Raw genomic sequence first — 19,508 nt, 5'->3', positions numbered from 1 at the left:
TATCCGCCACCCCGGCGAAGGCCCGGGTCCAGGGTGCCGCAGACGCAGCGGCCGGTGCGCGTGGGGAAACATGGATGCCGGAACAAGTCCGGCATGATGGTAGGGGATGTGGCCGCGTTCCTTCCGCCCGTCACAGCAGCGACAGGAACCGCACGCCCGCGTCGTAATCGCGTCGTTTCGCCTCGCGCGCCTGTGCCGCCAGGCTGTCCTGGCCCCATCGTTCGGCCTGCCAGTCCTCATCCACCATCGCCGCGGCCCAGAGCGTGTCGGCGTCGGTTGCACCCTCCGCCAGCGCCAGCGCGCCGATCAGCGTGCCGGTGACCGTCACCAGCGGCGACAGCGCGGCGAGGTGGAAGGCGCCGCGCGCGGCCACCGCCTCCGCCAGTCGCGCCAGCGTGGCGGGGGGCTGCGCGCGGTGCATCACCCCGGCGGTGGTTTCGACATGCACGTCGTAGCGCGTGCGCGCCCAGTCGAGCAGCGGGTCCCAGGCGGCGGCCTGCCGGTCGACCAGTTCGCGCGGGGAGTCGGCGCGATAATAGAGCAGGTCGCTTTCGCCATAGCGCGCCAGGCCGTCGGCGAAGGCGGCGGGTTGTGCGGCGATCCGGTCGATCGCGGCATTGGCGAGGCCGGTCAGCGGCATCGCGCGCGGATCGATCGTCTCGTCGACCGCGCGCCATTCGTCGGCGACCGCGGCGGCGAGCGCGTCGGTCGGCAGCGCCAGCGGCGCGCGGCCGGGGGTGCGCACCGGGCGGTCGTCGAGCCGGACGACGCGATCGGCGTCGACCGCAACGGTGGTCCAGAACCGCTTCATTCGGGCGTCCGCCAGCGATGCGCCAGCGCGCGCGGCACGGTGGCGATGACCCACAGGGCGCTGGCGACGATCGCGACACCCAGCAGCTTCGGCCCCCACGCCTCGGCACGTCCCAGCAGAACGACGCCCAGTATCGCGCCCAGCGTGCCGGCGACGCGCACCGCCATCATCATCGCCCAGCGCCCGACGGCGGGATCGCGGCTCATGCCAGCGCCCCGGGCACGTCGGCATAATCGTGGATGACCGCATCGGCGCCCGCGGCCCATAACTGCGCCGCGTCGTGATAGCCCCAGGTGACGCCGACCGCGCGGACGCGCGCGGCGCGCGCCATTTCCATGTCGTAGCTGGTATCGCCGATCATCGCGGTCATGTGGGGATCGGTGCCCGCCTGCGCCATCGCTTCGTGCAGCATCGAGGGGTGCGGCTTCGACGGGTGGCGATCGGCGGTCTGGAGCGTGACGAACCGACCCGTCAGGCCGTGGTGCGCCAGGACATGTGCCAGGCCGCGGTCGGACTTGCCGGTCGCCACGCCGAGCAGCCACCCGGCGGCGGACAGCGTATCGAGCGCGGCGACCAGCCCGTCGTACAGCGGCTCCACCTCCAGCTCGCCCGCGGCGCGCATCGCTCGGAACGCCGCCTTGTAATCTTCCGCCAGCTGTTCGTGGAGCGCGGGCGGGGCGTCGGGGGCGAGCACCGCCACCGCCTCGACCAGGCTCAGCCCGACGATCCCGCGGATCGCGACGCGCGGCGGCGGTGGCAGGCCCGCGCCGGCATAGGCGGCCTCCATCGCGCGGCAGATGTTGGCCTGGCTGTCAACGAGGGTACCGTCGCAGTCGAACACGGCAAGACGAAGGGGCATGGCGGGCGCCTTAGACCAGCGCGCGGCAGCGCGCCACAACGTCGCGCGCGCCGGTCGGAGCCGTGCCGGGCGATGAAGCGAGCGATGCGCGGGGCAGGGCGATCGTTAACCTATGGGTAGCACGCGCATGATATGGTTAACGACATCGAGGCTGCTGGGGGGTGGCCGCTGGACCTTTACGGGACGAGCGAGGCGGGAATGATCGAGGCGGTGGCGCTGACCTATGGGATGTTGTTGAGCTTCGTGCTGTCGGGCGCGTCGCGCAACCGGAAGCTGGCGCGGCCCAATCCGCCGATGCTGGAATATGTCGGCTACGTCCTGTTCGGCGTGACCGCGACCGCCGCCGTCGCGCTGGCGGTCTATGCCGGCTGGGGCGTGATCGACGGGGCGGTGACCGCGGTCTGACGCGGCCGGCGGCGTGCGCTGGTGCACGTCATGCCGGACCGGTTGCGGCATCCACTGAGCCGCATACGCGGGCGGGGTCGCGGTGAGCCACGGCGCATGTCTGCCCCGGCCGGGTCGCCTGTAGACTTGTGCTGCTGCCTGCGCAGGAGCGCGGTGGGAACTTTCGCAAGCCGGGGATGACGAGGGGCGTATACGGCGCCCCTCAATCCTAGCGTTTCGGCGCGCCGCGCGGACCCGCGGGGCGGGCGGGGCCGCGCGAGGGGCCGGCGGCGGCACGCGCGCCGGTGCGCGGACGACCACCGCCACCGCTGCCACCACCACCACCGCCGCCACGGGGCGCATCGTCGCCGCCGCGGCCACGGCGTTCGCCGCGGCGTTCCTTGCGCACGCTCTTGGCATGCGCGCGCGCCTTGGCCTTCTTTTCCTCGCGCGTGGGCGGGGTGAAGGTGTCGAGCGGCATCATGTCGCCGGCCATCGCCTCGAATCCCAGCCCCGCCAGGCTTTCGGCGAAATGCGTCGGCAGTTCGGCGGTCACGTCGATCTCGCCGCCGTCGGGGTGGTCGACGCGGATTCTGCGCGCGTGGAGGTGCATCTTGCGGCTGATCCCGCCGGTCAGGAACGCCGCCGGGCCGCCGTACTTTCCGTCGCCGACGATCGGATGGCCGATCGCCGCCATGTGCACGCGCAGCTGGTGGGTGCGCCCGGTGAAGGGTTGCAGCTCGACCCAGGCGGCGCGGTTGCCGGCGCGTTCGATCACGCGATAGCGGCTGCGCGCGGGGCTGCCCTCCGCCTCGTCGATGTGCATCTTCTCGCCGCCGGTGCCGGGCTGCTTGGCGATCGGCAGGTCGATGGTGCCGTCGTCGATCGAGGGGACGCCGACGACCAGCGCCCAATAGACCTTCTTCGCCGAACGGCCCGAGAAGCTCTTGGCGAAGAAGGCCGCGGCGCGGGCGGTACGCGCGACCAGCAGCGCGCCCGACGTATCCTTGTCGAGGCGGTGGACCAGCTTGGGCCGCCCCTCCGCCTCATATTGCAGCGCGTCGAGCAGGCCGTCGACATGCTGCACCGTCTTCGTCCCGCCCTGCGTCGCGAGACCGGGGGGCTTGTTGAGGACCAGCGCCTGCGCATCCTTGTGGATCACCATCTCGCGCGCGAAGGTCGCTTCGTCGTCGCTCAGCGGCGGGCGCTGGCGCTGCGGCCTGGCATCGGTACGGACCGGCTCGGCCGGGGGGACGCGCAGGACCTGTCCGGCCTGCAGCCGATCGCCGGGGCCGACGCGCGCGCCGTCCACCCGCAATTGCCCGGTGCGCGCCCATTTGGCGACGGTGGTGAAGCTGGTCCCCTCCAGATGCCGCTTGAACCAGCGGTCGACGCGGATGCCGTCGTCGTCGCTGTCGACGGTGAACTGCCGGACGTTGTCGTCACCGCCGCTCATGCGCCGGTCCCCGACACGGCGCGGACGACCATCATCCCGGCGAACAGCGCGACCAAGCCGCCGATCACGCTGACGAGCACGTAGGACAGCGCCGCCACGCCATCGCCGCGCTGCGCCATGTTGACGGTGTCGAGCGCGAAGGCGGAAAAGGTGGTGAACCCGCCCAGCATCCCGGTGCCGAGCAGCAGCCCCCACGCCTCGCCCCCCATGCCGGTGCGCGCGAGGATGCCGGCGAGCAGGCCCATCAACAGGCTGCCGACGAGGTTGACGGTGAGCGTGCCGGACGGCCAGCCGGGGCCGAAGGCGGCCAGCGTCGCCTGTCCGGTGAGGAAGCGGGCGCCCGAACCGATCGCGCCGCCCGCCATGACGAGGAGGAGGGAGTACATCGCGTGTCCCTACCGGCTTTCGCCGCGGAAGGGAATTGACCGCGCGTCACCCCGTCCGGATCATGCGGCCGCGGCGTGCGGCCCCAGGTTCATCACCGCCACCCCCGCGACGATCAGCGCCATGCCCGCCAGCGTCGGCACATCAAGCCGCTGCCCGTGGACGATCCACGCCGCGGCGGTGACCAGCACGATGCCGACCCCCGACCAGATCGCATAGGCGACCCCGGTCGGGATCGTGCGCAATGCCAGCGACAGGCAATAGAAGGCGATCGCATAGCCCGCGACGGTCAGCAGCGCGGGCAGCGGGCGGGTGAAACCGTCCGATTGCTTGAGCGCGGTGGTGGCGAACACTTCGGCCAGGATCGCGGCGAACAGGAGGAGGTGCGGCATCCCGCCACGATAGCGCGGATCAGCCGCCGTCGACCATCAGATCCACTTCGGTGCCGCCGCCGGCGTGCGGGCGCATGATCGCCAGGAAGGCGCCGCCCGCCGGCTTCGTACCCGCCAGCACATGTTCTGCGCCCTGTGCCTGGTGCCCGGCGCGGAAGCCGGCGGCGGTGGCGCGGGTGTAGTAATAGTCGAGCAGCCGCTGCATCGGCTGCGCGCTGGCGAAGGTGACGATGCGCAGGCGGCAGCCCTCGCCATCGGCGCCCGCCGCCTCGATCACGCGGGCGTCGGCGATCAGCGGGATGCTGTCGGGCAGGCGCGTCGCCCAGATCGCCGAATAGCCGACGCGGGCCGCGCATTGCCCGGTCGCGCCGCCTTGCCCCTGCGCCAGCGCGCCCAGCGTCAGCGCGCGGCGGGCGATGGCGCATTGCGGGCAGTCGGCGGTCGGGGCCGGGGCGCTGCGCAGCGTCTGGCCGGCAAGCGGATCCTTCGGCATCGCCGCCTGCGCGATCCCGTCGGGCGGCACCGCGCCGGCGGCGGGCATGGTGGGCGGGCGGACGGCGTCGTCGTTCGCCTGCTGCACCAGCATCGGATCGACCATGATCTGGTCGCGCAGCGCCGCGGTCAGCGCGGGATCGGCATCATTGCCGAGCAGCGCCGCATCGACGGCATTGACGTTGGGGCCGGCCGCGGGTTTCGGCGATCCGCACCCCGCCAGCGCCAGCGTCGCGGCAAGGATGGTAGCGATGCCGGCAAGGCGCGGGGTGATCGTCGTGCGTCGCATCGGCCGTCCGTAGCGAGGGAAAGAAGCCGGGCGGGGATGGCGCGCGCGGCGTTAACGAACCCTTGTGTGTCTCACTCTTGCAATACACCCGGGGTGGGGTCATATTCCTCCCATGCTCAACTTGCTTTCCATCCTGATCGGTCTGGTGGCGCTGGTGCTCGGCATCGTGCCGTTCCTGCCGTTCCTCGCCTGGGGTTACTGGTTCGTCATCCCGATCGCGGTCGTCGGCGCGGCGATCGGTGCGTTGTCGTCGCGCAACGGCGGGCGCAACCTGAACCTGATCCTCATCGTGATCTTCGGCCTGCGGCTGATGCTGGGCGGCGGGATCATCTGATACGAAAACGGCCCCGGCGTGGTGCCGGGGCCGTTCGGTCTGCGCCAAGCGGCGCTTAGCGGCAGACGACCTGGCCGCGGTCGATCGACTGACCGAGCAGCGCGCCGCCGCCCGCGCCGATCACCGTGCCCAAGAGGCGCGAGCCGCCGCCCGCGATGATGTTGCCCAGCGCGCCGCCGGCCAGACCGCCGACGACCAGCCCGGTCGTCCCATCCGAACGACGGCAGTAATAGCGCCCGTTGTAGCCGCGATAGACGCGGTCGTTGCGGGTCAACGCACGCTGCCGGTAATAGCGGCCGTCGCGATAATAGCGCGCGGGATCGTAGCCCCGCTGGCCCTGTTCGAAGCGGTTGTAATCATAGCGATTGTACCGTCGCCAGTCGCGCACCGCCTCGTTCCGGTCGCGCCGTGCGTCGCGCACGTCCTCGCGATATTCGCGGCGCGCGTCGCGGACGTCGCGACGCGAATCCGCGCGGCGCAGGTCGTCGCGATAATCGCGGCGCGCATCGTTGACGTCGCGGCGATATTCGCGATCGGCCTGCCGCGGGGTTTGCGCCGTTGCCGTCGTCGGCACCGCGGCCAGCGTCGTCGCCGCCATCACCGCACCCAGGATGATACGCATCACTGTTCTCCTTGATCGAAGTAAGTGACGGAAAGAACGACGAAATCGACGCGCGGTTGCGTGAACGGAAAACTACGCCCCGTTCACGCATGCGGCAGTTACGCAGACAGGCGGTGGGTCAGGGTTACTTCCGCGGTCATCAGTTTTGACACCGGGCAGCCGGCCTTCGCCTCGTTCGCGATCCTCTCGAACTCATCGGCGGCGATGCCGGGGACTTTGGCGTCGAGGTCGAGCTTCGAGGAGGTGATGGTGAAGCCGTCGCCATCCTTGTCGATCGTGACCTTCGCGTTCGTCTCCAGCGTGCCGTCATGATAACCCGCACCCGCCAGCGCGAAGCTGAGCGCCATGGTGAAGCAGCTGGCATGCGCGGCGGCGATCAGCTCCTCCGGATTGGTGCCGGGGCCGTCCTCGAACCGGGTGTTGAAGCCGTATTGCTGGTCCTTGAGCACGCCCGACTGGGTGGAAACCCAGCCCTTGCCGTCCTTGCCAAGGCCTTCGTAGCGCGCCGATCCGCTGCGGGTGGGCATGTGTCGTCTCCAAACGAAAAGGGGCGCGGCCCCCATCGGACCGCGCCCCCTCCAACGTCGATCAGCGCAAAAGGCTCAACGGCAGCGGCGGCTGGAGCTGCTGCGCTCGATCTCGCGGCCCGCCAGCGCGCCGCCGACGCCGCCCAGAACGGTGCCGAGCGTGCGGTCGCCGCGCGTGTCGATGGTGCGACCCAGCAGGCCGCCGGCGACGGCGCCGACCACCAGGCCGGTGGTGCCGTCGGGCTTGCGGCAGCGCAGGCGGCCGTCCTCACCGCGCCATTCGCGATAGCGCGCGTGGCGGCGCGCATCCGCATCGGTGGTGGTGGCGATCAGCGTGGGGGCGACCATCGCGGCGGCGCCAAAGGCGAGCATCAGGTTACGCATGTGACAATTCTCCCGTTCCGAAATTCGTAATGCCGTCGAAACGTGTTCCTTGTAGCCGGGTTGCATGAACCTGAAACAACGCCGCGTTCAGCTTCGCGGCGGCGGGTTGCCGTCGACGAACACCGGCGCGCGCCTGGCCATATTGGCCTGCACCGATTCCACCTGGTTGGGCGATCCCATCAGCGCGACCTGCTCGACGCTTTCGGCCAGCAGGATCGACGCCGTGTCGCCGTCGTGCATTTCGGCGAACAGCCGCTTGCACCCGCGCACCGCGTCGGGATTGCGCCCCGCGATCTCGCGCGCGATCGCCATGGCGCGGGCGTGGGGATCGTCGTCCAGATGCGTGACCAGCCCCCAGCCTTGCGCCTGCGCGGCGGAAAATTCGCGGCTGGTGTAGACCAGCTCGCGCAGGATATCGTCGCGCACGGTGCCGCGCCACAGCGCGAAGCCGCCCATGTCGGGCACCAGCCCCCAATAGGTTTCGCGGATCGCCATGCGCGTGTCGGGATGCGCGACGCGGATGTCGGCGCCCGACAGCAGCTGGAACCCGCCGCCCATCGCGACGCCGTGCACCGCGGCGATGACCGGCACCGGAAGTTCGCGCCAGCCGGTGCAGACGAATTGCGCATCGTTGGACAGGCCGCGGCTGCGCTCCGACAGCTTCAACCCCGAACCGCCGCCGGCCATCGACGCCATGTCCAGCCCGGCGCAGAAGGCGCGGCCCTCGCCCGACAGCACGACGGCGCGCACTTCCGGCATCGTGCCCAGCCGGTCGATCGCATCGCGCAGGCCGGCGAACATCGCCGGATCGAGCGCATTCATCTTGTCCGCGCGGGTCAGCCGCACGTCGGCGATGCCATCGGCGACGGTGATCGAGACGCGATCGTTCATGGTGGATCCTCTTCCTAAGCCCTGCGGCTTAGCTACAGGTCGGGCGGGGGCGCCGCAACCAGACGGTAGCCGCGCCCGCGATCGGTCAGCAGCATCGGCGGCGCCGCATCGCATTCCAGCGCGGCGCGCACGCGCGAGACGTGCACGGCCAGCAGGTTGGTACCCGGATCGAAGCGCAGGCCGAACACCGCGCGACGCAGGTCGTCGTGCGGCACGGTGCGGCCGGGCTGCGCGGCCAGATGCGCGAGCAGCGCATATTCGCGCGGGCGCAGGCCCAGCGGGCGTCCGGCGCGCGCGGCGGTGCGCGCGATCCGGTCGATCACGAGGTCTCCGATCCGCCAGACGGGGGCATTGGCGTGGAGCCGCGCCGCGCGCGCCGCGATGACCGCGTCGCCGCCGCGTGCGCTATCGCTGGCCCCGGCGGCGAGCGCGGCGATCTCCTCCGCCTCGTCATGTGCGACGACCAGCGTGGCGGCACCGGCGAAACGCTGCGCCAGCAGCGGCAGATCGGCAGGCGCGCCGACCACGACGGTCGGTGCGACGCCCTCCGTCACGCAGCACAGACCGACCCGATGGAGCGCGGCGGCCAGCCCGGGGCGTTCGATCAGCAGGCGCACGGCCATCGCCGCATCCTAACCGAGGCGGTGTTGATGTGATGCGATACCCGATCCGTTATGGATCGTTCAGTCGCCCAGCAGCGCGCGCGCCGCAGTGGCATTGCGCGGGTCGCGATCGTCGGCGGCGCGCTCCACCAACCGCCGGGCGGCGGCGGGGGACAGCAGGTCGTCGAGCGCGGCGAGTGCAGTCGCGCGCATCCGTGGGTGGGGGTGGTGAAGCGCGATCTCCTGCGCCAGGCCGGTGCCGTCGTCGCCCCCCAGATGCGCGGCGATCGTCACCAGCGCCTCCGACGGGGTGACCGTCATCGCCTGCGCGATCGTGTCGGAGGCGGTGTCGAAGCGATATTGCGTGCGCCACGGCTGCGCACGGTCATGGCCCAGGATATTGAGCGAGACCGAGAAGCGGTCCGGCGGATGCTGGACATGGACGTCGCGATGCGCGCGGTACAGCATCACCTGCCTTGGCTCCAGCCGCGCGCGGCGATCGAACGCCAGCCCGGCACGCTCGCCCGCGACGCGGTGTGCGCCGCCGCCGAACGTATCGTCGAACAGATAATAGTCGCTCCAATAACCCGGCCCGAGATAGCCGACCGTCAGGAACGAGAAATTGTGGTCGTGCGGCAGGTCGTAGAAGAACGGCGCGGTGCCCGCCGCGCGCACCACCGCATCGTCGCGCGCGGGCCAGAAGGCGGCGCGCAGCGCGTAGCGGCCGCCGGGCGGGCGCAGCATCAGCACCTGCGCGCCATAGCTGTTGCGTGCCTGTCCGGCGAAGCGCGTTTCCAGCTCGGCGATCGCCATGTCGGCCAGGAAGCGGCGGTTGCGCGCCAGCCGCGCCAGCCAGATGCCGCGCGCGGCGAACGCATCCTCGTCGCGCGGATCCCAGGGATCGGCATCCAGCGCATCGACCAGTTCGTCCAGCGTGATCGCCCGGTCCGCGGGGGTGTCGATCAGGCGGGGCATGGCGCGCTCCCGATCCGGGCGAGCGTCGCGGCGGCGGTGGCGCGCACCTCGCCATGCGGATCGCCCGCCGCCAGTTCGCGCAGGCGCGGCAATGCGGCATCGGCGTCGAGCGCCAGCCATTCGCGCATCGCCTCCCAGCGCAGGTGGAAGGCATCGGCACGGGTCGCCGCATCGAAGCGGTCGCCCGCGTCGGTGCGGCCGGCGATGCGCAGCAGCGTCAGCAGCATGTGGGTGCGCGATGCCGCCTCGTCGCCGGTGGCGATGCGCAGCAGGCGGCCGGTCGCGCGTTCGTACTCGCGCACCATGACGGGCGCACGGGTCGCGACGGTGACGGTGGCGACCGGGGCGGCGGCGTCGATCAACATCGCCTCGCGCCGGCCGTCGGTACGCAGCACCAGCCCGTCGTGAAGGTCGATGACGGGCAGCGCGGCGAGCGGTAGCGCATAGGCGGCGTCGGGCGGTCCGGCGTCCCAGCGCAGCAGCCGCGCGCCGCGCGCGCGGTGGTAGCGCGTCACCGCCAGCCGTCCCGGGACGGTCAGCGTCGCGGCGTCCGGATCGCCCACCGCGACCGTCGCGGAGACGGTGGCGGCGGGCAGGTCCAGCAACCGCACCACGGTGCGCCGCGTGTCGCGCGCGACGCGCAAGGGGGCGTCGAACCACGGATCCTCGCGCAGCGCGGCGGCCAGCGGGGCGAGCAGCGCGGCGATCCACGCGGCATCGGCCAACAGCGTCGCGGCGGCATCCGCCACCCGATCCGCATCGTCGGGCGCCAGCGCGGCGAAGGCGGCGGTGGCATGGCGCACCGCATCGCCGTCATGCCACGCCCGCGCGATCGGCGCCGACCGTTCCGCCGCGGCGGCGAGCGCCGCGCGCGACGGGATCACGGCCGCGGATCGGACTGGATCAGGATCACCAGCTCGACGATGTAATCGCAGATATGGTCCGCGCCGCGTTCGGCGGTGCGCACGCTGCCCGCCGGGGCGATCATCGTCGCCAGATCGGGGATGTCGACGATGTCGATCCGCCGTGAACTGCCCAACGCGACCTTCGTCATCCTTGCCCCCACTGCGTCGAAACGATGCGCCCATCGTGTGGCGGCGCGGGCGGCGGCGTTAGTTAAAACGCTGCAACGTTGCGTGGTGCGCGCGCGGGCGTATAGGGCGGCGCGATGACGTTCAATCCGGCCAAGATGATGGACCAGATCGACCTGCGTCGCTTCGGCGGGCACGGCGGGCGGCTGGGCATCCGTTTCCATGCGCGCGACGCCGACTGGGTCGAGCTGGCGATGCCCTATGCCGAGGATATGATCGGCGACGAGGACAGCGGCGTGATCGCGTCGGGGCCGATCATCGCGATGATGGATATCGCTACCAGCCTGGCGGTGTGGAACCGCATCGCGACGTTCGTGCCGCACGCCACGGTCGACCTGCGGATCGACTATCTGCGCCCGGCGCGGCCGGGGCGGACGGTGATCGGGCGTGCCGAATGCCTTCGCGTGGCGCGGTCGATCTCGTTCACGCGCGGGATCGCGCATGACGGCGACATCGACGATCCGGTCGCGCATGTCGCCGCGACGTTCATGGTGCCCAGCGGCAGCTATCCCAGGGTGACGCCGTGATGCGCCTGCCGCCCTATGCCGCGCTGCTGGGCGCGCAGCTGGAATATGCCGGGGACGGGACGCCGGTGATGCGGATGCCGTTCGCCGAGGCGGTGATCGGCCGCCCCGGATTCCTGCAGGGCGGGGCGATTTCCGGCCTGCTGGAGGTCGCCGCGATCGCCGCGCTGCGCCACGCGCTGGCGGAGGAGGGCGGGGGGCGGATCAAGCCGATCAACGTCACCGTCGATTTCATGCGCGGCGGGCGCGACCATGACACGCTGGCGGCGGGGATCATCACCCGGCTGGGCAATCGCGTCGCCAATGTCGAGGCGGTGGCGTGGCAGGACGACCGCGCGCGGCCGATCGCGGCGGCGCGGATGAACTATCTGATCGAGCGGGACTGACCGGCGCGATGCCGCCCGCGGACGTGCTGACGCCGCAGGTCCTGCTGCCCGCGTTCGCGCCGTGGCTGGACGTCGCGGGGCTGGCGCTGTTCGCGGCGTCCGGCGCGCTGGCGGCGGCGCGGCGCGGGCAGACGCTGGTGACGTTCGCCTTCTTCGCGCTGATTACCGGGGTCGGCGGGGGCACGGTGCGCGACCTGCTGATCGGCGCGCCGGTGTTCTGGGTGCACGATGCGCGCGCGGCGTCGGTGTGCCTGATCATGGCGCTGGTGATCTGGATCACGCCGGCACGCTGGTGGCGCGGCGCGGCGCTCGACTGGTTCGACGCCATCGGGCTGGCCGCCTATGCCGTCTACGGCGCGGCCAAGGCGCTGGGTTACGGCGTGCCGCCGCTGCCCGCCGCGCTGATGGGGGTGATGACGGGGTGTGTCGGCGGGATCATCCGCGACGTGCTGGCGGGCGAGCCGTCGATCCTGATGCGCCCGGAGCTGTACGTCACCGCCGCCGCGCTGGCGGCGGGGCTGTACGTGGCGCTGCGCACGATCGGCGTCGACCCGTGGCTGGCCGCCGCGGTAGCGGGCGTCGCCGGATTCGGCCTGCGCGCGGCGGCGATCCGGTTCCGGCTGGCGCTGCCCGCCTATGGCGACGCGCAGCGCTGAACGCGGGTCAGGCGCGCACGACCCCGGTTTCGCTGAACGGGCGGGGTTCGGCCGGGGGCACGGCGGACGGGTTCAGTTCGCACTGCCAGAAGCCGACGTCAATCCAGCGCCCCTGCTTATACCCGATTTCGCGATAGACGCCCGCGCGGCGGAAACCGACCGCTTCGTGCAGCGTGATCGAGGCGTCGTTGGGTAGCGAGATGACACCGATCGCCTGGGTGAAGCCCTGCGCGCGCAGCGTGTCGACCAGCGCCTCGTACAGCAGCCGCCCGACGCCCTGCCGCTGCGTGCCCCCGGCGACGTAGATCGAGGTTTCGACGACGTAGCGATAGGCCGGCCGGTCGCGGAAGCGCGTGGCATAGGCGTAGGCGAGCACGCCCGCGCCGTCGCCGTCGTCGCCCGAGGTGGCGACGATCCACGGATACAGCCCGTCCGACGCGGCCATGCGCGCGCGGATTTGCCGCGCGTCGGGCGCCTCGTTCTCGAACGATACCGTGCCCGACAGGACGTAAGGGGCGTAGATGGCGGCGATCGCGGCGGCATCGGCGGCGGTCGCGGGGCGGATGGTGATCGGTCCCTGGGTCATCGCGACGCCCCCTTGCATCACCAGCCCAGCTTGGCCAGCACCATTTGCCACAAGGTGCGATCCGCGGCGCTGGCGCGCATCGGCCCCAGCCCGCCGCATTCCAGGCATTGTGCGCGCACCCCGCCGCCGCCCGCGACCAGCCGGCGCGCATCGCCCAGCGCGGTCGCCATCACCTGCTGCTGCTGCCATGCGATCCGGCCGAGCGCGTCGGCGGGGGCGCCGGCATCGTCATCCTCGTTGCTGGCGATCTGGCGCGCCAGTTCGGCGGCGAAGCCGGGCTTCTTGTCGAGCCACACCACATCGGGGCTGGCGACGTCCAGCTTCGCGCGGCGCGCGGCTTCCCGAACCGCGGCGTCCAGCCCGCCGAAGCGGTCGACCAGCTTCAGCTGGTGCGCGACCCCGCCGATCCACACGCGGCCCTGGCCGATTTCGTCCACCCGCGCGGGCGACAGCTTTCGCGACTGCGACACGCGGGCGATGAATTCGCGATAGCCGTGCTCGACCCCGGCCTGCGCCACCACGTCCAGCTCGGGCGAGGTGCCGCCGAGGATGTCCGGCTGGCCCGACAGCGGCGTGGTGCGCACCCCGTCGGTCGACAGGCCGATCTTGGCCAGCGTCCGTTCGAAGGTGGGCAGGACCGCGAAGATGCCGATCGACCCGGTGATCGTCCCCGGCTCCGCGAAAATCACGTCGCCCGGCGTGGAGATCCAGTAACCGCCCGACGCGGCCAGCCCGCCCATCGACACGACGACCGGCAGCCCGCGGCGCTTCGCCTCCAGCACGGCGCGGCGGATCTTCTCCGACGCCAGCACCGACCCACCCGGCGAATCGACGCGCAGCACCAGCGCCTTCAGATCCTGGTCGATCAGCCCGCGATAGAGGAGGTCGGAGACGGTATCGCCGCCGGCATTGCCCTGTTGCGATTGGCCGTCGATGATCTGCCCGGCGACGGTCAGGACGCCGATCCGGCCCTTCTTGGGCAAGGGATGCGCGTCGACATAGCTTTGATATCTGATCGACATGAAATTGCCCGCCGGCTTCTTGTCGTCGCTGCCCGCCAGTTGGGCGACGCGGCGGCCGAAGGCGATGCGGTCGCCCAGCTTGTCGACCAGACCCGCGTTCAGATCGACCTGCGCCAGATTGCCGCCGGCGGCCTGGACCAGCTGCGCCGGCTGGGTCAGCAACCCGGCGACCTGCGCCTTGGGCCGCGCGCGCGCGATCGATTCGCGCCACTGGTCGATCAGCGCGCCGTACAGCGCCTGCGACGCCTCCCGCGATTCGGGGCTCTGGTCGGTGCGGGTATAGGGTTCGACCGCCGACTTGAACTTGCCGACGCGATAGACGTGCGCATTGACGCCCAGCTTGTCGAGCAGCCCCTTGTAGAACAGCTGGCTGCCGCCCGGCCCCATGAACAACGTGCCGCCCATCGGGTCCATCCAGATCTCGCTGGCGGCCGAGGCAAGGCGGTAGCCGCCGTCGGTATAGGCGGTGGCATAGGCCAGCACCGGCTTGCCCGCGGCGCGCGCCTTCATCAGCGCCTCCTGCACCTCGCCCAGCGCGGCGGGGTAGGCGCCGCCGAACTTGTCGAGATCGACGACGATCGCCTTCACGCGCTTGTCCTCGCGTGCCAGGTCGATCGCGCGCAGCACGTCGCGCAAGCGATACTGGTTGCCGATCTGCTGCCCGCTGAGCATCGCCAGCGGGGCGACGTCCTCCGGCTGTTCCACGATCGGGCCGTTCAGCTCCAGCACCAGCGCGCCGTCCCTGATCGCGGCAGGCCGGGAGCGCGCGTTGAGCGCGGCGAACAGCAGGCCGAAGAACAGCAGCATGGCGACCAGCACCAGCGCGTCCTTGATCCCCACCAGCAGTTTCCAGGCGCCGCGAACCAGCTTCATCTTCCGTCCCATCCCTGGGCCAAGCGCCCGTCGTCCACGGGTGTAGCGCGACGTGTATCAATCGAGCAATACGCCACATGAGTGGCGCCGCGTCCCGATATGGCCTATCGCGCGCGCCATGCACGGCCATGCCGCCCTTTCCCCGCTGACCGAGACGCCGCCGGAGACGTGGCGCGACGAGCTGCGCGCGCTGCTGGCGCTGGCCGGGCCGCTGGTGGGCGCGAACCTGTTGCAGATGGCGGTGTTCGCGGTCGACGTGGTGTTCGTCGCGCGGCTGGGGCCGGTGGAATTCGCCGCGGCGACGCTGGGGGTGTTCCTGTTCAACGTGCTGGCGTTCGCGCTGGTCGGACTGGTCGGCGCGGCCGAGCCGCTGATCGCCGCGGCGCTGGGCGCGCGGATCGGCGCGGTGCGGCAGGTGCGCCGGTCGTTCCGCATGGCGATGTGGCTGGCGGTGCTGGGGACGATCGTGGTCGTCGCGCTGCTGAACATCGCCGAACCGCTGCTGCGGCTGGCGGGGCAGGACGCGGCGGTGGCGGCGCGCGCGGGCGTGTTCTGCCGCATCCTGTCGCTGGCGGTGCTGCCCGCGGTCCTGTCCGCGCTGATGCGGATGACCGCGGCGGCGCTGGGGCGGCCGGGCTGGGCGATGGTGGTGACGTTGCTGGCGCTGGGCGTCGCGATCCTCGCCAACTGGTGCCTGGTGTTCGGCAACGGCGGCTTCCCCGCGCTGGGGCTGGAGGGGTCGGCGCTGGCGAGCGTCACGGTCTCCTTCGCCAGCTGCCTGGCCTATGCCGCGATCCTGGTGAGCGACCACAAGCTGCGCCGGTTCCACCTGTTCGGCAAATGGTGGCGCACCGAATGGTCGCGTATGCGCGAGATCGTGAAGCTGGGCGCGCCGATCGCGTTAGGCTGGGTCGCGGAGGGCGGATTGTTCGGCGGCGCCGGGCTGTTGATGGGGTTGATCTCCGTCACCGCGATCGACGCGCATGCGGTCGCGCTCAACATCGCGGCGATCGCGTTCCAGATCCCGTTCGGGCTGGCGCAGGCCGCGACGATCCGCGTCGGCTTCGCCTATGGCGCGCGCGACGCCGCCTGGGTCGGGCGCGCGGGCGGGGTGGCGATCGCGCTGGGCATCGGGGTGATGGTGGCGACCGCGGCGGTGCTGTGGGCGGTGCCGCACCTGCTGGTACGCGCCTATGTCGACCCCGCGCGCGAGGTGGCGGTGGCGGCGCTGGCGGCGCAGCTGCTGGGCGTCGCGGCGATCTTCCAGCTGGTCGACGGGGCGCAGGCGGTGGCCGCCGGCGTCCTGCGCGGAGTGCAGGACACGCGCGTGCCGATGATGATCCAGGTGTTCGGTTACTGGGTGATGGGGTTCGGCACCGCCGCCTTCCTGGGCTTCACGCTGGGCTGGCAGGCGATCGGCATCTGGTGGGGGCTGGCCGCGGGGCTGGGCGTGGTGTCCGCGCTGCTGCTGTGGCGCTGGTCGATGCGCGAGCGGCTGGGCCTGCTGCCCGCACGCGCTGCCTGAAAAAAGGTTCCCGACCCCGTTGACGGGGCGGGGGAGCGACCACATATCCGCACCGCTGGCACTCGACTTCGGTGAGTGCCAAAAATGTGTCACATGCCCTTAGAAGAGGTAAGAGCAATGAACTTTCGTCCGTTGCACGACCGCGTTCTCGTCCGCCGCGTCGAGGCGGAGGAGAAGACGGCCGGCGGGATCATCATTCCCGACACCGCCAAGGAAAAGCCGCAGGAAGGCGAAGTCGTCGCCGCCGGCGCCGGCGCCAAGAACGACAAGGGCGAGGTCGCCCCGCTGGACGTCAAGGCCGGCGACCGCATCCTGTTCGGCAAGTGGTCCGGCACCGAGGTCAAGGTGAACGGCGAAGACCTGCTCATCATGAAGGAATCGGACATCCTCGGCATCATCGCCTGAGGAACGGTTTCGTCATCCCAGCGGAAGCTGGGATCTCCCGGTAACTGAAAGACCCCAGCATCCGCTGGGGTGACGGATTGTAGAAAGGGTAGCCACATGGCAGCCAAGGACGTGAAATTCTCGCGCGACGCGCGTGAGCGCATCATGAAGGGCGTCGACATCCTGGCCGACGCGGTCAAGGTCACGCTGGGGCCGAAGGGCCGCAACGTCGTGATCGACAAGAGCTTCGGCGCGCCGCGCATCACCAAGGACGGTGTGTCGGTCGCCAAGGAAATCGAGCTGAAGGACAAGTTCGAGAACATGGGCGCGCAGATGGTGCGCGAAGTGGCCTCGAAGACCAACGACATCGCGGGCGACGGCACCACCACCGCCACCGTGCTGGCGCAGGCGATCGTGCGTGAAGGCATGAAGTCGGTCGCCGCGGGCATGAACCCGATGGACCTGAAGCGCGGCATCGACCTGGCGGTGACCAAGGTCGTCGAGGACATCAAGTCGCGGTCGAAGCCGGTGTCCGGCTCGCAGGAAGTCGCGCAGGTCGGCATCATCTCGGCCAACGGCGACAAGGAAGTCGGCGAGAAGATCGCGGAAGCGATGGAGAAGGTCGGCAAGGAAGGCGTCATCACCGTCGAGGAGGCCAAGGGCCTCGAATTCGAGCTGGACGTCGTCGAGGGCATGCAGTTCGACCGCGGCTATCTGTCGCCGTACTTCATCACCAACCCGGAGAAGATGACGGTCGAGCTGAACGACCCGTACATCCTGATCCACGAGAAGAAGCTGTCGAACCTGCAGTCGATGCTGCCGATCCTGGAAGCGGTGGTGCAGTCGGGTCGTCCGCTGCTGATCATCGCCGAGGACATCGAGGGCGAGGCGCTGGCCACCCTGGTGGTCAACAAGCTGCGCGGCGGCCTGAAGGTCGCGGCGGTCAAGGCGCCGGGCTTCGGCGATCGCCGCAAGGCGATGCTGGAAGACATCGCGATCCTGACCAAGGGCGAAGTCGTCAGCGAGGACCTGGGCATCAAGCTCGAGACCGTGACGCTGGGCATGCTGGGCACCGCCAAGCGCGTGACGATCGACAAGGACAACACCACCATCGTCGATGGTGCGGGTGAAGCCGATGCGATCAAGGGCCGCACCGAGGCGATCCGTCAGCAGATCGAGGTCACGACCTCGGACTATGACCGCGAGAAGCTGCAGGAGCGTCTGGCGAAGCTGGCCGGCGGCGTGGCCGTCATCAAGGTCGGCGGTGCGACCGAGGTCGAGGTGAAGGAGCGCAAGGACCGCGTCGACGACGCGCTGCACGCGACCCGCGCCGCGGTCGAGGAAGGCATCGTCCCGGGCGGCGGTACCGCGCTGCTGTACGCGTCGAAGGCGCTGGACGGCGTCAAGGGCGTCAACGACGACCAGACCCGCGGCGTGGACATCGTCCGCAGGTCGCTGACCGCGCTGGTGCGCCAGATCGCGGCGAACGCCGGCCATGACGGCGCGGTCGTGTCGGGCAAGCTGCTCGACCAGACCGACACGTCGTACGGCTTCAATGCGTCGACCGACACCTACGAGAACCTGGTGGCCGCCGGCGTGATCGACCCGACCAAGGTCGTGCGCACCGCGCTGCAGAACGCCGCCTCGGTCGCCGGCCTGCTCATCACCACGGAAGCCACCGTGGCCGAGCTGCCGGAAGACAAGCCCGCGATGCCGGCGATGCCCGGCGGCGGCATGGGCGGCATGGACTTCTAAGCCGGATGCGTCCTGCGCCAGCGACGCTGGCGCAGGACACGCATCGGCTCGGACGGCCGGCGGACAACGCCCGACCGGTTCGACGTCCGGCAGCGGCTCTGCCGCTGCCACGCCACGGCAAGGGGCCGGCGGAGCGATCCGCCGGCCCTTTGTCATACGATCGCCAACCTTGTATGATGCCGGCATGCGCAACGACGCCGTCTATCAGCCGATCACCGTCGAGCAGTTCCTCGACATCGATTTTGGTACCGACCGCAAGTTCGAGCTGATCGATGGCACGATCCGCATGATGACCGGGGGCACGCCGGCCCACTCGCGCGTCGCCAGCAACATCCTCGCCTATCTTCACGCGCGGTTGCGTGGCAGCGGATGCAGGGCGTACAATTCCGACATGGGCGTGCGTGTGCGCGACGACGAACTTCGCTATCCCGACGTCAGCGTATTTTGCGGCAATCCGGCGTCGGCGGAACGTGAGGCGAGGCGCGCGTTCGACGATCCGGTGGTTATCGTCGAGGTTCTGTCGCCATCGACCGCGCGCGTCGACGAGAACGAGAAGCTCGCCAGTTATCGGACGCTGCTATCGGTCGACACGATCGTCTTCGTCGATCCCGATCGCGAGTTGAGCCGCGTCGTCCAGCGGCTGGGCCCGACGTCATGGCGCGACGACCTGTTCGCACAACCGCATGACGTCGCGCTCCCCTCGCTCGATATCGTCATCCCGCACGACGAGATCTTCGCGCGCGACTGATCGCCCGCTTCGTGCGTTGCGCGGCGCATGGAATCCGAACCGCGCATCCCCACCGCCAGTATCGTCTTCGGCTATGGCCCGATGCTGCCGCTCGTCGCGGCGGGGATCGGCGTGTGGCTGCTGCCCGGCGGATGGCCGGTGCTGGCGGTGCAGCTGGCGGTGATCTGGGGCGCGTTGATCCTGTCGTTCATCGGCGGAGTGCGGCGCGGGTTCGGGTTCGCGACGCCGGGGGCGTCGACAAGCGTCGAGCTGGCCGCGGCGATCGCCTATGTCACGATCGCGGGGCTGGCGCTGGTGGTGCCGCGCGCGGCGATCGCGGTGGCGTTGTTGACGGCGGGTTATGCGCTGGCGGCGCTGCTCGACCGGCGTGCGGCGCTGTCAGGCAATGCCCCGGCCCATTTCGCGCGATTGCGCCCGCCGCAGCTGTTGGTCGGCTGCGTCGGGCTGGCGGCGTGCTGGGCGTGGCTGGTGAGCGGCTGAGCGTTACTTCTTCATCGCATCCAGCAGCAGTTTGACGTCCTGGCTGCGTCCGCGCGGGACGATCAGCACGTCGGTG

At 70.7% G+C, this 19,508-nt stretch carries 27 protein-coding genes; 10 read left to right on the top strand and 17 right to left on the bottom strand.

Going from position 1 to position 19,508, the window contains the following annotated elements; all coding sequences use genetic code 11:
* Positions 1-130 precede the first annotated feature (130 nt).
* The 3 genes from COA07_RS04535 to COA07_RS04525 are packed head-to-tail and all read right to left on the bottom strand — an operon-like array spanning position 131 to position 1,670.
* Entirely contained in the window at positions 131-811 is a 681-nt protein-coding gene (locus tag COA07_RS04535; protein ID WP_066711344.1) for an ATP12 family chaperone protein, read from the bottom strand.
* A complete protein-coding gene (locus tag COA07_RS04530) occupies positions 808-1,017 on the bottom strand; it encodes a hypothetical protein (RefSeq protein WP_066711345.1) in 210 nt (69 codons plus the stop codon). Before COA07_RS04530 ends, COA07_RS04535 begins: the two co-directional genes overlap by 4 nt.
* Complete coding sequence (locus COA07_RS04525; RefSeq protein WP_066711346.1) at positions 1,014-1,670, bottom strand: HAD-IA family hydrolase; 657 nt, start codon at positions 1,668-1,670, stop codon at positions 1,014-1,016. The genes COA07_RS04530 and COA07_RS04525 overlap by 4 nt, the downstream gene beginning before the upstream one ends.
* 132 nt (positions 1,671-1,802) lie before the next feature.
* On the opposite strand from COA07_RS04525, the gene COA07_RS04520 reads away from it, so the two are divergent.
* Complete coding sequence (locus COA07_RS04520) at positions 1,803-2,075, top strand: hypothetical protein (RefSeq protein WP_373853904.1); 273 nt, start codon at positions 1,803-1,805, stop codon at positions 2,073-2,075.
* Positions 2,076-2,283: 208 nt separating this feature from the next.
* On the opposite strand, the gene COA07_RS04515 is transcribed toward COA07_RS04520, so the two are convergent.
* Genes COA07_RS04515 through COA07_RS04500 form a run of 4 tightly spaced genes read right to left on the bottom strand, consistent with a single transcriptional unit; the run spans position 2,284 to position 5,067 of the window.
* Positions 2,284-3,510, bottom strand: coding sequence for an RluA family pseudouridine synthase (locus COA07_RS04515; protein WP_096640546.1), 1,227 nt, complete (start codon positions 3,508-3,510; stop codon positions 2,284-2,286).
* Positions 3,507-3,896, bottom strand: a complete 390-nt coding sequence (gene crcB, locus COA07_RS04510; protein ID WP_066713516.1) for a fluoride efflux transporter CrcB — start codon at positions 3,894-3,896, stop codon at positions 3,507-3,509. Before crcB ends, COA07_RS04515 begins: the two co-directional genes overlap by 4 nt.
* A 60-nt stretch (positions 3,897-3,956) precedes the next feature.
* On the bottom strand, positions 3,957-4,286 hold the full coding sequence (locus COA07_RS04505; RefSeq protein ID WP_066713514.1) for a DMT family transporter: 330 nt from the start codon (positions 4,284-4,286) through the stop codon (positions 3,957-3,959).
* Positions 4,287-4,305: 19 nt separating this feature from the next.
* Complete coding sequence (locus tag COA07_RS04500) at positions 4,306-5,067, bottom strand: hypothetical protein (RefSeq protein ID WP_096640544.1); 762 nt, start codon at positions 5,065-5,067, stop codon at positions 4,306-4,308.
* A 112-nt stretch (positions 5,068-5,179) separates the two neighbouring features.
* On the opposite strand from COA07_RS04500, the gene COA07_RS04495 reads away from it, so the two are divergent.
* Positions 5,180-5,401, top strand: a complete 222-nt coding sequence (locus COA07_RS04495; RefSeq protein ID WP_066709706.1) for a hypothetical protein — start codon at positions 5,180-5,182, stop codon at positions 5,399-5,401.
* Positions 5,402-5,456: 55 nt separating this feature from the next.
* Here the strand turns inward: COA07_RS04495 and COA07_RS04490 are convergent, their stop codons facing one another.
* From COA07_RS04490 to COA07_RS18190, 8 genes are all read right to left on the bottom strand, one after another.
* Positions 5,457-6,023 carry a glycine zipper 2TM domain-containing protein gene (locus COA07_RS04490; RefSeq protein WP_066709707.1) on the bottom strand — a complete coding sequence of 189 codons (567 nt, stop codon included), beginning with the start codon at positions 6,021-6,023 and terminating at the stop codon, positions 5,457-5,459.
* 98 nt (positions 6,024-6,121) lie between these two features.
* The gene (locus COA07_RS04485; RefSeq protein ID WP_066709709.1) at positions 6,122-6,550 is read right to left on the bottom strand and encodes an OsmC family protein; all 429 of its coding nucleotides are present in this window, start codon (positions 6,548-6,550) and stop codon (positions 6,122-6,124) included.
* A gap of 75 nt (positions 6,551-6,625) precedes the next feature.
* On the bottom strand, positions 6,626-6,934 hold the full coding sequence (locus COA07_RS04480; protein ID WP_066709711.1) for a glycine zipper 2TM domain-containing protein: 309 nt from the start codon (positions 6,932-6,934) through the stop codon (positions 6,626-6,628).
* Positions 6,935-7,021: 87 nt separating this feature from the next.
* A complete protein-coding gene (locus COA07_RS04475) occupies positions 7,022-7,825 on the bottom strand; it encodes a crotonase/enoyl-CoA hydratase family protein (protein ID WP_066709714.1) in 804 nt (267 codons plus the stop codon).
* A gap of 32 nt (positions 7,826-7,857) precedes the next feature.
* A complete protein-coding gene (locus tag COA07_RS04470) occupies positions 7,858-8,448 on the bottom strand; it encodes a winged helix-turn-helix domain-containing protein (protein ID WP_066709717.1) in 591 nt (196 codons plus the stop codon).
* Between the two features lie 60 nt (positions 8,449-8,508).
* The gene (locus COA07_RS04465; protein WP_066709720.1) at positions 8,509-9,402 is read right to left on the bottom strand and encodes a hypothetical protein; all 894 of its coding nucleotides are present in this window, start codon (positions 9,400-9,402) and stop codon (positions 8,509-8,511) included.
* Positions 9,390-10,286 carry a hypothetical protein gene (locus tag COA07_RS04460; protein ID WP_066709723.1) on the bottom strand — a complete coding sequence of 299 codons (897 nt, stop codon included), beginning with the start codon at positions 10,284-10,286 and terminating at the stop codon, positions 9,390-9,392. The genes COA07_RS04465 and COA07_RS04460 overlap by 13 nt, the downstream gene beginning before the upstream one ends.
* Entirely contained in the window at positions 10,283-10,456 is a 174-nt protein-coding gene (locus COA07_RS18190) for a hypothetical protein (protein WP_157085203.1), read from the bottom strand. Before COA07_RS18190 ends, COA07_RS04460 begins: the two co-directional genes overlap by 4 nt.
* Positions 10,457-10,570: 114 nt before the next feature.
* On the opposite strand from COA07_RS18190, the gene COA07_RS04455 reads away from it, so the two are divergent.
* The 3 genes from COA07_RS04455 to COA07_RS04445 are packed head-to-tail and all read left to right on the top strand — an operon-like array spanning position 10,571 to position 12,059.
* Entirely contained in the window at positions 10,571-11,020 is a 450-nt protein-coding gene (locus tag COA07_RS04455) for a PaaI family thioesterase (protein ID WP_066709725.1), read from the top strand.
* Positions 11,020-11,403 carry a PaaI family thioesterase gene (locus COA07_RS04450; protein ID WP_066709728.1) on the top strand — a complete coding sequence of 128 codons (384 nt, stop codon included), beginning with the start codon at positions 11,020-11,022 and terminating at the stop codon, positions 11,401-11,403. Before COA07_RS04455 ends, COA07_RS04450 begins: the two co-directional genes overlap by 1 nt.
* A gap of 8 nt (positions 11,404-11,411) precedes the next feature.
* Positions 11,412-12,059, top strand: coding sequence for a trimeric intracellular cation channel family protein (locus COA07_RS04445; RefSeq protein WP_066709731.1), 648 nt, complete (start codon positions 11,412-11,414; stop codon positions 12,057-12,059).
* A gap of 7 nt (positions 12,060-12,066) precedes the next feature.
* Here the strand turns inward: COA07_RS04445 and COA07_RS04440 are convergent, their stop codons facing one another.
* Both COA07_RS04440 and sppA read right to left on the bottom strand, forming a co-directional pair.
* Positions 12,067-12,645 carry a GNAT family N-acetyltransferase gene (locus COA07_RS04440; RefSeq protein WP_083956809.1) on the bottom strand — a complete coding sequence of 193 codons (579 nt, stop codon included), beginning with the start codon at positions 12,643-12,645 and terminating at the stop codon, positions 12,067-12,069.
* A gap of 17 nt (positions 12,646-12,662) precedes the next feature.
* On the bottom strand, positions 12,663-14,540 hold the full coding sequence (gene sppA, locus COA07_RS04435; RefSeq protein ID WP_066709735.1) for a signal peptide peptidase SppA: 1,878 nt from the start codon (positions 14,538-14,540) through the stop codon (positions 12,663-12,665).
* A 118-nt stretch (positions 14,541-14,658) separates the two neighbouring features.
* On the opposite strand from sppA, the gene COA07_RS04430 reads away from it, so the two are divergent.
* The 5 genes from COA07_RS04430 to COA07_RS04410 all read left to right on the top strand — a co-directional run bounded on the left by COA07_RS04430 (position 14,659) and on the right by COA07_RS04410 (position 19,432).
* The gene (locus COA07_RS04430) at positions 14,659-16,065 is read left to right on the top strand and encodes an MATE family efflux transporter (protein WP_174525812.1); all 1,407 of its coding nucleotides are present in this window, start codon (positions 14,659-14,661) and stop codon (positions 16,063-16,065) included.
* A 117-nt stretch (positions 16,066-16,182) separates the two neighbouring features.
* Positions 16,183-16,470, top strand: coding sequence for a co-chaperone GroES (groES, locus tag COA07_RS04425; RefSeq protein ID WP_066489812.1), 288 nt, complete (start codon positions 16,183-16,185; stop codon positions 16,468-16,470).
* A gap of 96 nt (positions 16,471-16,566) precedes the next feature.
* The gene (groL, locus tag COA07_RS04420) at positions 16,567-18,204 is read left to right on the top strand and encodes a chaperonin GroEL (RefSeq protein WP_066709737.1); all 1,638 of its coding nucleotides are present in this window, start codon (positions 16,567-16,569) and stop codon (positions 18,202-18,204) included.
* Between the two features lie 184 nt (positions 18,205-18,388).
* Entirely contained in the window at positions 18,389-18,952 is a 564-nt protein-coding gene (locus tag COA07_RS04415) for a Uma2 family endonuclease (protein WP_066709745.1), read from the top strand.
* 27 nt (positions 18,953-18,979) lie between these two features.
* Complete coding sequence (locus tag COA07_RS04410) at positions 18,980-19,432, top strand: DUF3429 domain-containing protein (RefSeq protein WP_066709748.1); 453 nt, start codon at positions 18,980-18,982, stop codon at positions 19,430-19,432.
* Positions 19,433-19,508: the final 76 nt, after the last annotated feature.

The organism is Sphingomonas adhaesiva, assembly GCF_002374855.1.
Classification (GTDB): Bacteria; Pseudomonadota; Alphaproteobacteria; order Sphingomonadales; family Sphingomonadaceae; genus Sphingomonas; species Sphingomonas adhaesiva.
This window is presented reverse-complemented; position numbering and strand designations above follow the sequence as displayed.